Origin of the sequence: Allobosea sp. FBZP-16 (genome assembly GCF_002831785.1) — a bacterium.
GTDB lineage: Bacteria > Pseudomonadota > Alphaproteobacteria > Rhizobiales > Beijerinckiaceae > Allobosea > Allobosea lupini.
In genome coordinates this window covers 261,986-275,959 of sequence record NZ_LNCQ01000029.1, presented here as the reverse complement: position 1 = coordinate 275,959, position 13,974 = coordinate 261,986, and the positions used below count along the sequence as shown (strand labels likewise).

The following is a 13,974-nucleotide window of genomic DNA, read 5'->3' as shown; positions in this document are numbered from 1 at the left end:
GATATCGCAGGCCACCGCGCTCGGCCTGACCTACTCCGCCGCCATCGGCGAACGCTCCAGAGACCACGCCCTCAAGGGACGCGTCGAGATGCGGTTCTGAAGCGAAGGGGGGGAAACGCTCCCAGCGCCCGACTATATTGCGCGGGCGCAGCGTCAGGCGCGCGAGGCCTGATCTCACAACTGACGGGGCGTTACCGCCCGATCACGCCGCGCCGGCGCAGCAGGAACAGGGTCAGCAGCGACGCGCCGAGGCAGGCGAGGGTGACCAAGCCGGCGCCAAGGTCCCATTCCACCCAGGGCAGGCCCTTCACATTGATGCCGAACAGGCCGGTGATGAAGGTTGCCGGCAGGAAGAGCGCGGTCAGGATCGAGAGCGTGTAGAGCTGCCGGTTGGTCTGATTGGCCGAGCGCACGGCGATCTCGTCCTGGAGCAGCCGGGCGCGGTCCTGCACCGACTGGATGTCCTGGCGCAAGGTATCGACCCGCAGCAGGAGCCGGAGTGCTGCCGCCCGCACCGTTTCCGGGGCCGAGCGTCCTGACGGGGTCTCGGCGAAGCGCCGGAACAGCAAGTGCAGGCCGGCGAGCTGGCGGTGCAGCTGCACGGCCGAGCGGCGCACGGAGCCGACGCGCTGCGGACCGTCCTCCAGCCTGTCGAGCAGGATCTGGTCCTCGATGCTGTCGGTCTCGTCGGAGAGGCGCACGACTGCGTCGGTGACGTCGTCGATCAGATATTCGATGAGATGCTCGAACAGCTCGGCCGGAGAGCCGATCTGTTCGCCGGCATTGAGCGCCTCGACCGCCTTGCGGACCGATTGCAGTGCCTCACGCCGCCCGGTCAGCAGGAAGCGTTCGCCGACAGCCCAGGCGAGGGTGCCGACAGTGTCGGTGCGGTCGACGATGTCGCGGGTCAGGTCGTGGGCGATGCCCCAGACCAGGCTGGCGGAATGGTCGAGCCGCTGATGCGTCTCGCGCGAGTGCAGGAGCTCGCGCGCCGCCGGTGGCAATTCCTTGCGCTCGTCGATCCAGGCCTGGGCCCTGGTGTGGACGAGGTCGAGATGCAGCCAGACGAAGCCGTCTTCCGGCGCCAGCGTCAGCGCTTCGTCGCGGGGGATGAGCGTCGGCGTGCCGTCCGCAGTGAAGCGATAGGCCCAGACGATGCCGGTCTGCGAGTGGAGGTCAGGCAACATCGGAGTGTCGGCCAATGCGATGACGATGCGCTCGCATCAGCACCGCCAGATGACGGTTTCACGACGCTCGCCGTCAGTCGCGGGCGATTGACCCCGTCGCGGCGATCTCGCGCGCCTGCGCCGATTTCGGAATCTTGCCGGGCGGCAGGAATTTCAGCGGCGTGCCGCCGGCCGCTTTCGGCGTCCTAAGGCCGGCCGGCGTGGCCGGTGGCTTGGGCGTGGTCGCGACCTTGGGCTCTCCGCCGCGCCATTTGCGGGCGCCGATGTCGTAGCGCCCATCGCGCCAGGCGGCGAATTCGTGCTCGGAGCCGAAGAAGGCGTTGCGGTCGACGTCGCCGGTGATGCCCGGCACGCGGCCGGTCGTGGTGAATTGCCAGAACTCCCACTGCTTGCGCTCATAGCGATGGTGCAGCGGGGCGGCGGTCGAGCGCAGCCAGTAGGGATGGTCGTTGAACTCGCCTTCCAGCACATCCTCGTGGAAGGTGATGTCGGTATAGATGATCGGCTTCTTGCCGGTGTGCTCCTGCAGCCCTCTCAGCATCTCGCGGATCTTGGCGAGCGCCTTCTCGCGCGGGATCTTCTTGCCGCATTTGGCGGATTCGCCGTTCCACTCGACATCGAGCACCGGCGGCAGCGCGTCGGGATCGCGCGGAATATGGCGCTTGAACCAGCGAACCTGATCCTTCGCCGGGCGGCACCAGTAGACGAAATGGTAGGCGCCGCGCGGTACGCCGGCCGCCTTCGCCCCGGCCCAGTTCTTCCTGAACATCGGGTCGAGATGGTCGCCGCCCTCGGTCGCCTTGATGAAGGCGAAGCGGGTGCCGGCGTCCTTGACCTTCTGCCAGTCGATATCGTCCTGCCAGCGCGAGACATCGATGCCCTGGATGACGCGGCGGCGCGCATCGCGCACGCCGCCATGGGGGTCTGAATCACCCTTCTTGGGATAAAGCGCCAAAGCTGGCTCGGCACCGAACAGGCCGAGCAGGGCGCAGATCGCCAGCTGGCCGGCAGATTTCGCCCTGCGCCGCGCTTCTGGTCTGGTCTCAGCGCGGGGCGCCATGCTTGTCTCCTCTTCGCAGAAAAGGATAGGCGATGGGCGGGTTAAGAGGTGGTTAGCATTCGAGCGGCCGGCTTCAGGCTTGGTTAACCGGCGGGAGGCTGGCGATGGACGATTCCGGCGGCGAGGATCCCGGCAAGGGCAGTCGGGCCCTGGCCTATGGCGTCCATGTCCTGACGGCGTTCGGTGCCGCGCTCGGCTTCCTGGCACTCCAGGCCGTGTTCACCGGCGACCTGACCCAGGCTTTCGTCTGGCTCGGCGTGGCGCTGGTGGTGGATGCGGTTGACGGGCCGCTGGCGCGACGCTTCGCGGTCAAGGAACGGGCGAAGCGTTATGACGGGGCGTTGCTCGACCTCGTCGTCGATTTCGTCACCTACGTCTTCGTGCCGGCGGCGATGCTGTTGCGGCCGGAGGTGATGGCGGCGCCCTATGGGGTGATCGCGGGCCTTGCCGTGACGCTGGCGAGCGCGCTCTATTTCGCCGACACTGGCATGAAGACCGACGACTGGTGGTTCCGCGGCTTCCCGGCGGTCTGGAACATCGTCGTATTCTACATCGTCGCCTTCGCGCCGCCGGCCTGGCTGGCGCTGGCGGTGATCCTGATTGCCAAGGCTTTGATGTTCCTGCCGGTCGTGTTCGTTCACCCGGTGCGCGTGCGGCGCTGGCGCGGGCTGACGCTGGCGATGCTGGCGCTGTGGGGCATCGCCGCGGTCGCGACGCTGTGGCAGGGGATGGTGCCGGACATCTGGAGCAAGGCCGGGCTTGCGCTGGCGGCCTGCTACTTCGTCGGGCTCGGTGTGGCGCGGGCCAGGATGCCGCGCGGATAGCCCTTATTCGGAATCCGGTCCGGGCCCTTCGCTCTCTACGACCGCGCCGAGCGGCGCCGGCTGGAAGGAGGCGGCCGCGACCGGCCTGCTCGCGCCCGGCATCATCGCTACTGGAGTATGCTCCGGCCCCGGGGTCGGCTGCGGCGGCACCTTGCGCTCGCGCGTCCAAGTCCTGGTGCCGATGTCGAAGCGGCCCTCGCGCCAGCCGGCGAATTCGCCCTCGTTGCCATAGAAGGCGTTGCGGTCGACATCGCCCTTGATGCCGGGGACGCGGCCGGTGGTGGTGAACTGCCAGAAGGCCCAGGGCCGATTGTTGTAGCGGACCTCGGGCTTGGCCGCGGTCGAGCGGATCCAGTAGGGATAGTCGTTGAACTCGCCTTCCAGGATGTCCTTGTGGAAGGTGATGTCGGTGTAGATCACCGGCTTCTTGCCGGTGAGCTGCTCGAGCTCGGTCAGCATCAGCCGGATCTTCTCCAGCGCCAGCGAGCGCTCGACCTTCTTCGGGCAGGTCTTGGAGTGGCCGTTCCATTCGAGGTCGAGCACCGGCGGCAGCGCGTCGGGATCGTTCGGGATCTGCTGCTTGAACCAGACCGCCTGCTCATGCGCCGGGCGGCACCAGTAGACGAAATGATAGGCGCCGCGCGGCACGCCGGCGCGGCGGGCGCCTTCCCAGTTCCGCTGGAAGGCCGGGTCGACATGGTCGCCGCCCTCGGTCGCCTTGATGTAGACGAAGCGGGTGCCGGCGGCCTTGACCGAGGCCCAGTCGATCTCGCCCTGCCAGCGCGAGATATCGATGCCCTGGATCGGATATTGCCTGGCGGCATCGACGCCGGGATGGGGGCGAGCATCGCCCTTGGACGGATAATTGTCCAAAGCGACGCAGCCACCCAGAGCCGTCAGGGCGGCGAGCAGCGCGAAGGGGGCCAGGGACAAGGATTTCATGCGGCGGGCGATCATTTCTCGGACAATTGCGGAGAAAACTTGACGCCCGGTTTACGTTACCGGTTTTTTCGGGCCTGTCAGGTCCGATCAGGACAGGCGCAGCAGCAGCGTCGCGATGCCGAGGAACGAGAAGAAGCCGACCACGTCAGTGATGGTGGTGACGAAGGTGCCGGACGAAATCGCGGGATCGATGCCGGCCTTGTCGAGAACCAGAGGCACGGCGACACCGGCGAGGGCGGCGATGATCAAGGTCGCGATCATCGCTAGACCGATGACGACGCCGAGCGTGGGATTGCCGAACCAGAAGCCGGCGACCAGCGCGGTGATCAGCGCGAAGGCGACGCCGTTGAGCACGCCGACGATCATCTCACGCCGGAAGAAACGGGCCATGTTCCAGCCGCCGAGCTCGCCGGTGCCCAGCGCACGGACCGCGACCGTCATCGTCTGGGTCGCGGCATTGCCGCCCTGGCTGGCGACGATCGGTGCGAGCACGGCGAGCGCGACCAGCTTGCCGAGCTGCTCCTCGAACAGCGCCATGACGGAGGCGCTGATAAAGGCTGCGACCAGGCTGATGAAGCGCCAGCGAAAGCGGCCGAGCGCAACCTGGCGCACCGAATCGGAAATCTCTTCTTCCGCGTCGACACCGGCGAGCTGCTTGACGTCGTCGTCGCCGGCTTCCTCGATCACGTCGACGATATCGTCGATGGTCATGACGCCGACGAGCCGGCCGGCTGCGTCGATCACAGGCGCCGCGACCAGATTGTAGCGCTGGAACATCCGCGCCACGTCCTCGACATTGTCGGTGGCTTGGACAACGCGGCGGTCGTCCTCGACGAGATCGATGACGCTGACCGGGCGCTTGCTGCGCAGCAGGCGGTCGAGCGGGACGGTACCGACGAAATGGTGGCTGGGGTCGGTCACGAAGATTTCGAAGAAGCGCTCGGGCAGGTCGTCGGTCTCGCGCAGGAAATCGATGGTGTGGCCCACCGTCCAGAACGGCGGCACTGCGATCACCTCGGGCTGCATGCGCCGGCCGGCCGAGCCTTCGGGATAGTCGAGGCCCTGCTGCAGCACCGTGCGCTCGGCCGGCGTCAGCTTGTCGAGGATCTCGCGCTTGTCGGCCTCGTCGAGGTCCTCGAGGATGTAGACGGCATCGTCGGTGTCGAGATCGCGCACGCCCTCGGCGACGGTCTCGGGCGAGAGCTCGTCGAGAATCTCCTCGCGGACGGCGTCGTCGACCTCGGTCAAGGCGGCGAAGTCGAAATCGTTGCCGAGCAGCGAGATCAGCTTGGGCCGCTCATCCTGGTCGAGCGCCTCGATCAGGTCGCCGAGATCGGCTTCATGGAGTTCGGCGACGAGCTTCCGCAAGGCGGTGACGTCGGCGAGCAGCACGGCCTGCGAGACCTGCTCGAGGAAGCCGGCGTCGATGGCGCCATCCTCGTCGCGGACCTTGCGCTCCGGCGTCTCGCCGGGAGCGGGCTCGGCTTCCACCATGGGTCGCTCCGCGATTCGAGGGCTGGAGAATTCAGGGGCAGGGGATTCGCGCCTGAGCGCGTCAGCGCCCTTGTGTCAGCGCCTCCGCCTGATGGCAACGCGCCACGGCGGGATTCGATGCATCCGCAACGAAAAACGGCGATCCTTGCGGATCGCCGTTTCGCGGACCTTCGTCCTAAACTGGTGCGGTCAAGAGGACTCGAACCTCCACGGGTCTCCCCGCTACCACCTCAAGGTAGTGCGTCTACCAATTCCGCCATGACCGCAGCGGCTCGGAGGTCACCGCGTGGTGGCCGTGAACTCCGGAGCGGCGCGGGTCTAGCAAAAGCCGTGAGCCGGGACAAGCCCTGTTCGGACAGTCTTGTTGACGAAGTTCGCCCGGCCGGAGATCGTCAAGGCACAACGCTGCCGCAAGCGCGCTCCATGCGCAGCCGGCTCAGCGATAATCCCCGCCAGTCTGCGCTCCCGCGCCGGCCATGAGCGGATACGGGAGGACGTCGATGCGCGCATGTTCCATTGCTCTGGCCCTGCACACCTGGCTCATGGCGAGCGCAGCGCAGGCCGCCTGTCCCGACGCGGCCGCGATCAGCGGCTTCGTCGCCGATTGGGAGGGAAAGCGCCCGGCCAAGGCGTTGCCCGTGACGAACCCTGAGGATGCGGCCTGCGCGCGCGGCAAGCTCGTCGCCGAGCTTCAGGGCAAGCTCGGCAAGGTTGTCGGCTACAAGGCCGGGCTCACAGCCAAGGCGGTGCAGGAGCGCTTCAAGGCCGATGGACCGGTCAGCGGCGTGCTGTTCGAGAAGATGATTCTGAACGACGGGGCGAAGCTGCCGGCAGCCTATGGCGCCCGCCCGGTCTGGGAGGCCGACATGCTGCTCGTCGTCAAGGACGAGGGCATCAACAGCGCCAGGACGCCTGAGGAAGCGCTGCGCCATATCTCCGGCATGCGCCCCTTCATCGAATTGCCGGATCTGGCGCTGGCGCCGAGCGAGGCGCTCGACGGCACGCAATTGCTGGCGATCAATGTCGCTGCCCGCTTTGGTGTCGCCGGCCCCGAGGTGCCGCTGAACGCCGATGCGGCGACCGTGGCGCTGCTCGCCGAGACCAGGATCGTCGCGACCGACGCGAGCGGGACAACGCTGGCCGAAGGGACCGGCGCCGCGACGCTCGGCAACCCGCTGAATTCGGTGATCTGGCTCGTGCAGGACCTGACGAAGAGCGGCCGCAAGCTGGCGGCGGGCGACCTGATCAGCGTCGGCTCGTTCTCGCCGCTGACGCCGCCGAAGCCGGGCCAGCAGATCACTGTCCGTTATGAAGGATTCGCGGGGACGCCGAAGGTCAGCGTCCAGTTCGAGTGAGTATCGCTCAGGCCGCGTCGGCGACGGTTTCGAGCGTATAGACGGTCGGGCGCATCAGCATCTCGGTGATCTCGACCGAGATGCGGCTGCCGGCGACGACGACATGGCCCTTGGCGAAGGGATGGTTGTTGGCGAGGATCTGGACCTCGTCGTTCTCGGTCGCGTTGAGCTCGATGATCGCGCCGCGGCCCATGCGCAGCAGCTTGTAGATCGGCATCTGGGCCGAGCCGAGCACGACAGTGAGCTCTACCGCGACGTTGTCGAGATCGGCCTTCAAAAGCTGCCTCCGCAGACTTACCTGAAAACAATTCCACGAACTTGCCAGCGACGCGGAAACCGGCGCATGAGCAGCGGCGAAGCGACAAGGGCGCCTGACCGGTTTCCAAGAGTTGAACAAACTAGGTTAAGCCAAAGTGAAGACCCGCGAGGCATTGTCGGTTTCGTTCCTGCCTGAGGCGGGGTCCGAGCCGGTGGAATGGGTGATCGCCGACGAGCCGGTCGGCTATGAGGCAGCCGTCACCGAGATGGAGGCCCGTGCCGCGTTGATCGCGGATGGCGCCGCGCGCGAGCGCGTCTGGCTGGTAGAGCATCCCGCGCTGTACACTGCCGGCACCTCGGCCAGGGACGAGGACCTGCTGACGCCGGAGCGCTTTCCCGTGCATAGGACCGGCCGCGGCGGGCAATTCACCTATCATGGCCCCGGCCAGCGCGTGGCTTACGTGATGCTCGACTTGAAGCGGCGCGAGCCCGACCTGCGCCGCTTCGTCTCGGCGCTGGAAGCCTGGCTGATCGGCACGCTCGGAGCCTTCAACATCCGCGGCGAGCGGCGCGAGGAGCGCGTCGGCGTCTGGGTGCGCCGGCCCGAGAAGGGGCAGGGCGCCGAGGACAAGATCGCGGCGCTCGGCATCCGCGTCCGGCGCTGGGTCTCGTTCCATGGCATCTCGCTCAATGTCGAGCCGGAGCTGGCGCATTTCGACGGCATCGTGCCCTGCGGCGTCTCCGATCAGGGCGTGACCTCGCTGGTCGATCTGGGCCTGCCGGTGACGATGCCGGAGGTCGACAGCGCGCTCAGGGCCGAATTCGAGCGGATTTTCGGGCCTACGGTCGCCGTTTCCTGACGTTTACCTCGCGTTGACCATCCGCCGGGATGCTTGCCCCGTGACGAAACCATGGGGACGATGACGATGAGGATCATCTTCGCGGGCTGCCTGGCGGCCCTGCTTTCAGCCTGCACCACCACCGAGGAACGCATCGCCGGCGCTGCTGCCGGCGCCGGAACCGGCGCGATCATCGGCGGACCGATCGGCGCCGTCGCGGGCGGGGCGGTCGGCGCCTTCGCCGCTCCGACCGTGACCGGCTCGGTCAAGCGGATGCGGGAATAGACCAGAGCGATCGGCGGCTCGGCCGCCGATCACGCCGGCTTTCGGAAGGCTACGCGGGAGCGTTCTGCTTCGGCCCGGATGGCGCAGCCTTCGACATGATCGTTGACCAGCCCCATCGCCTGCATGAAGGCGTAGACGGTGGTGGGGCCGACGAAGCGCCAGCCGCGCTTCTTCAGTTCTTTCGACAGGGCGATCGATGCGGCCGAGGTCGAGGCGGTCTGCGGCACCGCAAGCTCATCTGTGCTCGGCTCATAGCGCCAGACAAACGCCGCCAACGAGCCGAACTCGGCGGCGATCGCCTGAGCCTGCCGGGCATTGTTGATTACAGCCTCGATCTTGCCGCGATGGCGCACGATGCCCTGATCGGCGAGGAGACGGGCGGTGTCCTGCTCGGTGAAGCCGGCTATGCGATCGAAATCGAAGCCGGCAAAGCCCCTGCGGAAATTCTCGCGCTTGGCGAGGATCGTTCGCCAGCTCAGCCCGGACTGGAACGCCTCGAGCGAGAGCTTCTCGAAGAGGCGATGATCGTCGCCGACCGGATGTCCCCATTCCGTGTCGTGATAGGCGAGGAATTCGGGCGCCGCCGCGCACCAGCGGCAACGTGGCCTGCCGTCCGGTCCCGGGATGGTCGTGCTCATGATGGCTCTCCGCCTCGTCAGCCGAGCAGGAAGGCCAGGCGCTCGTCGGCCTTGCCCGGGGAGATCGACAGGATCTCGGCCGCGACGACACCATGGACAACGAAAGGGTCGTCATTCACGCGGGCCTGAAGCTCCGTCAGCGTGGCGCCATGCGCGATGATCGCGCCGCCGAGCTTCGGCTGCAGACCGCCGGCGAGCAGGAAGACGCCCTCAGTGAAGCCGCGCTTCAGCCAGGCATTGTGGCCGTCCATCAGCTCTGCGGCGCGGCTGACATTCTGTGAAAACCTGAGCAGGACGATGAACATGGCGGTCGTTTCTCCGGGATGGAGGCGGTTGCTGTCGGGGACTCAAGCCGATGGCCGGGGGAGGCGCTGTGCATCCAGCCAGGCATGCATCTGCGCCACCTCCCGGCGAATGAAGGCCTCGTCGCGGAAGGCGCTGGCGAGCGTGGCCACGCCCTGGCTGCGGGCCAGCAACTCCATGGCGAGAGTGTCCGCTTTCTCCGCGGCATGGCCGAGCCGGGCGAATTCGCGGCGGAGCCAGTCGCGGAACAGCGTGAAGATCTCGCCGGCTCGGGGCAAGGCGAGATGCTGGAGCTTCGCCAGGTCGTTGCAGAGCGTGCCGACCGGGCAGCCATAAGCCATGATCTTCGTCCGGTTGGCGATCAGCATGTCGATGAAGCTGCGGATGCGGGCGGCGGGGTCCTGATCGCCCTCTGCCCAGGCGGCGAGCATCGCTGCGGTATTGGCCAGGCGCCGTTCGATGACGGCGTCGAGAATCTCGTCCTTGGTCTTGAAATGATAATAGAAATTGCCGCGCGAAATGCCGACGGGGCCGGCGATGTCGGCGAAGGAGGTGTGGTCGAAACCGCTCTCGTAGAAGAGCCGATCGGCCGTCGCGACGATGAGCTCACGGGTCGTTTTCTCGGGCACCGCATTGGCTCCTTGGACCGAAACGCCGCCCTGACAACGCTCTAGGTCGTTTGTCCTACAAGGGCTTTAGGACAAGTGTCCGACACGGTCAATCGCCGCTTCGACGTGCGGCTCGGCTTTGCGCACGGCGCGTCTGCGCGCCGCCGCCTGTTTGCGTTTCGCGCGCGGCGGGCCATAACCCGCGAGCAAGATTGTCGTGAGGGAGCGCGCCGTGGCGGTCATCGAGAGCAAGGTCGATCTCAATTCGGCCGAGGCGCGCACCAATGTCGCGGCCTGGAGCGCGCTGCGCGACCAATTGCTGGAACGGCGCGCGACCGCCGCGCTCGGCGGCAATGCCCGCTCGCGGGAGCGCCATACCTCGCGCGGAAAATTGCTGCCCAGGGAACGCGTGCTGCGCCTGCTCGATCCCGGCTCGGCCTTCCTCGAAATCGGCTCGCTCGCCGCTTACGACATGTACGACAAGGACGTGCACGGCGCGGGCATGATCGCCGGCATCGGCCGGGTCGCCGGGCGCGAGGTGATGGTCGTCTGCAACGATGCCACCATCAAGGGCGGCACCTATTACCCGATGACGGTGAAGAAGCATCTGCGCGCCCAGGAGATCGCGCGCGAGAACAGGCTGCCCTGCATCTACCTGGTCGATTCGGGCGGTGCGAACCTGCCGCACCAGACCGAGGTCTTCCCGGACCGCGAGCATTTCGGCCGGATCTTCTACAATCAGGCGACGCTGTCGGGGCTCGGCATCCCGCAAATCGCCGTGGTGATGGGCTCCTGCACCGCCGGCGGCGCCTATGTGCCGGCAATGTCGGACGAGACCGTCATCGTCAGGAATCAGGGCACGATCTTCCTGGGAGGCCCGCCGCTGGTGAAGGCCGCGACCGGCGAGGTCGTCTCGGCCGAGGACCTCGGCGGCGCCGATGTCCATGCCCGGCTCTCGGGCGTCGCCGATCATTATGCCGGCGACGACACCCATGCGCTCGCGATCGCGCGCCGCATCGCCAGCAATTTCAACAGCGTCAAGCGGCCGGACATCGACCTCGCCGAGACGGTCGAACCGCTCTATGGCGCGGACGAGCTCGACGCCGTCGTGCCGACCGATCTGAAGAAGCAGTACGACGCCCGCGAGATCATCGCGCGGCTGGTCGACGGCTCGCAGCTCGACGAGTTCAAGCCGCTCTACGGCTCGACGCTGGTCACCGGGTTTGCCCGCATCCACGGCATTCCGGTCGGCATCATCGCCAATAACGGCATCCTGTTCTCGGAGAGCGCGCTCAAGGGCGCGCATTTCATCGAGCTCTGCTGCCAGCGCCGCATCCCGCTGCTGTTCCTGCAGAACATCACCGGCTTCATGGTCGGACGCGAGGCCGAGACGCGCGGCATCGCCAAGGATGGCGCCAAGCTGGTGACGGCGGTCGCCTCGGCCCGCGTGCCGAAGATCACCGTGCTGGTCGGCGGCTCGTTCGGCGCCGGCAATTACGGCATGTGCGGTCGCGCCTACTCGCCACGCTTCCTGTTCGCCTGGCCGAATTCGAAGGTCTCGGTGATGGGTGCCGAGCAGGCGGCGAGCGTGCTTGCGACCGTGCGCGGCGACAATCTCGAAGCCGAGGGCAAGCCCTGGAGCGCCGAGGACGCAGAAGCCTTCAAGGCGCCGATCCGCGACAAGATCGAATCGGAAGGCTCGCCTTATTTCGCCACCGCCCGGCTCTGGGACGACGGCATCATCCTGCCTTCCGAGACGCGCCGCGTGCTGGCGCTCGCCTTCTCGGCCTGCCTCAACGCCGAGGTGCCGGAGACGCGCTTCGGCGTGTTCCGGATGTGATGAAGCGCGTCATGCCCGGGCTGGACCCGGGCATCTCGGGCAAGGTGAGACTCCAACGCGTACCTGATCGTCCTGAGATTCTCGGCTCTGCGCTTCGCTTCGGCCGAGAATGACGCCGGGGTAGCGTTACCCGAACGACGCTTCCAGCATCGCCAGATAATCCGCCGCGCTGGCCTGCCGCGGATTGGTCGCGCTCGAATGGTCCTGCGTCGCTGCCTCGGCGATGGCCGGCAGCACATTGCGCGGCACGCCCATCTGCGACAGGGAGCCCGGCAGGCCAAGGCGCTGCGTCAGCCCGGCGACCCAGGCGGCGAGGTCGGCGTCGGCGGAGAGGCCGAGCACGCGGCGGATCTCGGCATATTTCGCGCCGGAGGCCTGCTCGTTGAAGCGCAGGACCGCCGGCAGCAGCACGGCGTTGAGCGTGCCGTGATGCAACGAGACCTGCTTCAGGCCGCCGAGCGGGTGGGAGAGGGCATGGACGGCGCCGAGCCCCTTCTGGAAGGTGAGGCCGCCCTGCAGGGCCGCCATCAGCATCTCCTTGCGGGCCTCGCGGTCGGAGCCGTCTTTGGTCGCCCGCTCGATATTGAGCGCGGCGCGCTTCAGCCCGTCGAGCGCGATCGCCTCGGCTGGCGGGTTCTCTCGCGGGCTCAGATAGGTCTCGATGCAATGGGTCAGCGCATCCATGCCGGTGGCGGCGGTGAGCATGGCCGGCAGGCCGAGAGTCAGCTCGGGATCGCAGATGGCCAGCTTCGGGATCAGGTGGGGCGAGATGAAGCCCAGCTTGCGGCCGTCCTTCAGCGTGATCAGCGCGGCGCGGCCGACCTCGCTGCCGGTGCCGGCGGTAGTCGGCACCGCGATCACCGGCGCGACCTTGCCCGTCACCTTCGGGATGCCGCCGAGGATCGCGGCATAGGTCTCGAGCGGGCCGTCATGGCCGGCGAGCAGGGCGACGCCCTTGGCGAGGTCGATCGGCGAGCCGCCGCCGATGGCGACGAGGCCGTCGCAGTCGTGCTCGCGATAAAGCGCCAGCGCGGCCTCGACCGCTTCCTCGGTCGGGTTGGTGGGAGTGTCGACGAAGAGCGGGGCATTGCCGAGCAGCGGCGAGGCGGCGCGCAGGCGCTGGATCAGGTCGGTCGCTGCCAGGCCGCGATCGGCGACGATCAGCGGGCGCGCGATCTTCAAGTCGGTCAGGCCGGGGGCGATGGTCTTGAGCTCGCCGAAGCCGAACTGGACGGTGGTCAGATAGGTGATCGTCGCCATGAAGTCCTCCCGCCCGCTCAGCTTTTCGGGCGGGCCTGCTTTTTGTCGCGCGCCTGGCGCAGCGGCGCCAGCCCCAGAGCCCCGACGCAGACGCAGAACACCCCGGCACCCAGCGCGATGAAGGCATGGCTGCGCTGCCGGCCGGCCGAGCCCGCATAGGATTGGACGATGCGGCCGTCGATGGCGGCTTCGTAGATCCTCAGCCTGGACGGATCGACGAGGAAGCGGACTTGGCCACGCCTGAGGCTCTCGATCTCGGGTATGAGGACCTTGGCGACCGGCCTGATCACGACCTTGCCGCGATCGGGCAGGGACGCGTCGACATACTGGGTGTAGTAACTGTCGGGGTTGCGCCCGCTCAATTGGATCAGCACCTGCCGCACCGGCAGTGGCGCTTCCAGCTCGACCGCGACGAGCCGGTCGCGCGCGACCGGCAGGATGCCGTAGCCATAGGCGAGGAAGACGAGGCCAAGGGTTGCGACCCCCGCCCACCAGAGCGGCCCTGTTTCCGTTTTCTCAGCCGCCATTGGCTTCGCCGGCGCCTTGCCGTTCGCGCCAGTAGCGCGAGGCCAGCGGCCACAGGTGCCAGATTGCGCCGGCAAGCAGGCCGAAGCCGAATAGGAACGAGCGCCGTGCGCCGCCGGTCAGCGTCTCGGCGGTGTCGTCATAGGCGAGGAAGGTCTTGCCGCGCGAGGTCGCCTCGTAAACCAGCTGGCGATCGGGATCGACCAGGAAGCGGACCTGCTGGTCTCGGTCCAGCCGGTCGATGTCGTCGACCCAGAGGCCACGGGCGGGCCGGTAGAGCCGCCGGTAGTTGTATTGCCCGTCGTCGCGGATAGCGGCGAGCCAGAGGTCCTGCGTCCGATGCGTCGCCGTCCCGCGGCGCCCCGAGCTGACGCGGATCAGCGGCGTGCTGTAGCTCATCGGGCCGACATGGTCGGCGACCAGGAGATCGCCGCGTGCCAGCGGCAGGGTCCGCCAGCCGGCAACGAGCAGCCAGAGGCCGAGGACGAGGGAGATCGCGGCGCCGAGCCAGTTCCAGAAATCCGGCGGTTTCGCAGCCTCGGCCATCGCATCTCCG

General features: G+C 67.5%; 16 protein-coding genes and 1 tRNA gene. 5 read left to right on the top strand and 12 right to left on the bottom strand.

Annotation, left to right across the window (positions count from 1 at the left end; genetic code table 11):
* Positions 1-191: 191 nt before the first annotated feature.
* The gene (locus tag CXY91_RS16060) at positions 192-1,187 is read right to left on the bottom strand and encodes a CorA family divalent cation transporter (RefSeq protein WP_100962312.1); all 996 of its coding nucleotides are present in this window, start codon (positions 1,185-1,187) and stop codon (positions 192-194) included.
* 73 nt (positions 1,188-1,260) lie between these two features.
* On the bottom strand, positions 1,261-2,247 hold the full coding sequence (locus CXY91_RS16055; protein ID WP_100962311.1) for a glycoside hydrolase family 25 protein: 987 nt from the start codon (positions 2,245-2,247) through the stop codon (positions 1,261-1,263).
* A 104-nt stretch (positions 2,248-2,351) separates the two neighbouring features.
* Between CXY91_RS16055 and CXY91_RS16050 the strand changes: the two genes are divergently transcribed.
* Entirely contained in the window at positions 2,352-3,071 is a 720-nt protein-coding gene (locus CXY91_RS16050; protein WP_100962310.1) for a CDP-alcohol phosphatidyltransferase family protein, read from the top strand.
* A 3-nt stretch (positions 3,072-3,074) separates the two neighbouring features.
* Here the strand turns inward: CXY91_RS16050 and CXY91_RS16045 are convergent, their stop codons facing one another.
* The 3 genes from CXY91_RS16045 to CXY91_RS16035 all read right to left on the bottom strand — a co-directional run bounded on the left by CXY91_RS16045 (position 3,075) and on the right by CXY91_RS16035 (position 5,773).
* Positions 3,075-4,013, bottom strand: a complete 939-nt coding sequence (locus tag CXY91_RS16045) for a glycoside hydrolase family 25 protein (protein ID WP_248307512.1) — start codon at positions 4,011-4,013, stop codon at positions 3,075-3,077.
* Between the two features lie 87 nt (positions 4,014-4,100).
* Positions 4,101-5,507, bottom strand: coding sequence for a magnesium transporter (gene mgtE, locus CXY91_RS16040; protein ID WP_100962308.1), 1,407 nt, complete (start codon positions 5,505-5,507; stop codon positions 4,101-4,103).
* Positions 5,508-5,688: 181 nt separating this feature from the next.
* Positions 5,689-5,773 (bottom strand) — tRNA-Leu (locus tag CXY91_RS16035).
* Positions 5,774-6,007: 234 nt separating this feature from the next.
* On the opposite strand from CXY91_RS16035, the gene CXY91_RS16030 reads away from it, so the two are divergent.
* Positions 6,008-6,862: a 2-keto-4-pentenoate hydratase gene (locus CXY91_RS16030; RefSeq protein WP_100962307.1), complete on the top strand. Its 855-nt coding sequence runs from the start codon at positions 6,008-6,010 to the stop codon at positions 6,860-6,862.
* A 7-nt stretch (positions 6,863-6,869) separates the two neighbouring features.
* Here CXY91_RS16030 and CXY91_RS16025 read toward each other — a convergent pair whose 3' ends face one another.
* The gene (locus CXY91_RS16025) at positions 6,870-7,139 is read right to left on the bottom strand and encodes a FliM/FliN family flagellar motor switch protein (RefSeq protein WP_091842137.1); all 270 of its coding nucleotides are present in this window, start codon (positions 7,137-7,139) and stop codon (positions 6,870-6,872) included.
* Positions 7,140-7,275: 136 nt separating this feature from the next.
* Between CXY91_RS16025 and lipB the strand changes: the two genes are divergently transcribed.
* On the top strand, positions 7,276-7,980 hold the full coding sequence (lipB, locus tag CXY91_RS16020) for a lipoyl(octanoyl) transferase LipB (protein ID WP_100962306.1): 705 nt from the start codon (positions 7,276-7,278) through the stop codon (positions 7,978-7,980).
* 66 nt (positions 7,981-8,046) lie between these two features.
* Positions 8,047-8,244 (top strand): hypothetical protein, encoded by a 198-nt coding sequence (locus CXY91_RS30235; protein WP_091842296.1) that lies wholly within the window; start codon positions 8,047-8,049, stop codon positions 8,242-8,244.
* Positions 8,245-8,273: 29 nt separating this feature from the next.
* Here CXY91_RS30235 and CXY91_RS16010 read toward each other — a convergent pair whose 3' ends face one another.
* From CXY91_RS16010 to CXY91_RS16000, 3 genes are read right to left on the bottom strand one after another with little or no spacing between them, the layout of a single operon-like run.
* Positions 8,274-8,882, bottom strand: coding sequence for a DNA-3-methyladenine glycosylase I (locus CXY91_RS16010; protein ID WP_100962305.1), 609 nt, complete (start codon positions 8,880-8,882; stop codon positions 8,274-8,276).
* A 17-nt stretch (positions 8,883-8,899) separates the two neighbouring features.
* A complete protein-coding gene (locus CXY91_RS16005) occupies positions 8,900-9,187 on the bottom strand; it encodes a YciI family protein (RefSeq protein WP_100962304.1) in 288 nt (95 codons plus the stop codon).
* Positions 9,188-9,229: 42 nt separating this feature from the next.
* Entirely contained in the window at positions 9,230-9,814 is a 585-nt protein-coding gene (locus tag CXY91_RS16000) for a TetR/AcrR family transcriptional regulator (protein WP_100962303.1), read from the bottom strand.
* A 220-nt stretch (positions 9,815-10,034) separates the two neighbouring features.
* On the opposite strand from CXY91_RS16000, the gene CXY91_RS15995 reads away from it, so the two are divergent.
* Positions 10,035-11,633 carry a carboxyl transferase domain-containing protein gene (locus CXY91_RS15995; RefSeq protein ID WP_465246868.1) on the top strand — a complete coding sequence of 533 codons (1,599 nt, stop codon included), beginning with the start codon at positions 10,035-10,037 and terminating at the stop codon, positions 11,631-11,633.
* Positions 11,634-11,759: 126 nt separating this feature from the next.
* On the opposite strand, the gene CXY91_RS15990 is transcribed toward CXY91_RS15995, so the two are convergent.
* Genes CXY91_RS15990 through CXY91_RS15980 form a run of 3 tightly spaced genes read right to left on the bottom strand, consistent with a single transcriptional unit; the run spans position 11,760 to position 13,964 of the window.
* Positions 11,760-12,893: an iron-containing alcohol dehydrogenase gene (locus tag CXY91_RS15990; RefSeq protein ID WP_100962301.1), complete on the bottom strand. Its 1,134-nt coding sequence runs from the start codon at positions 12,891-12,893 to the stop codon at positions 11,760-11,762.
* 17 nt (positions 12,894-12,910) lie between these two features.
* Entirely contained in the window at positions 12,911-13,420 is a 510-nt protein-coding gene (locus CXY91_RS15985; RefSeq protein WP_100962300.1) for a hypothetical protein, read from the bottom strand.
* Positions 13,410-13,964 carry a hypothetical protein gene (locus CXY91_RS15980; RefSeq protein ID WP_100962299.1) on the bottom strand — a complete coding sequence of 185 codons (555 nt, stop codon included), beginning with the start codon at positions 13,962-13,964 and terminating at the stop codon, positions 13,410-13,412. The genes CXY91_RS15985 and CXY91_RS15980 overlap by 11 nt, the downstream gene beginning before the upstream one ends.
* Positions 13,965-13,974: the final 10 nt, after the last annotated feature.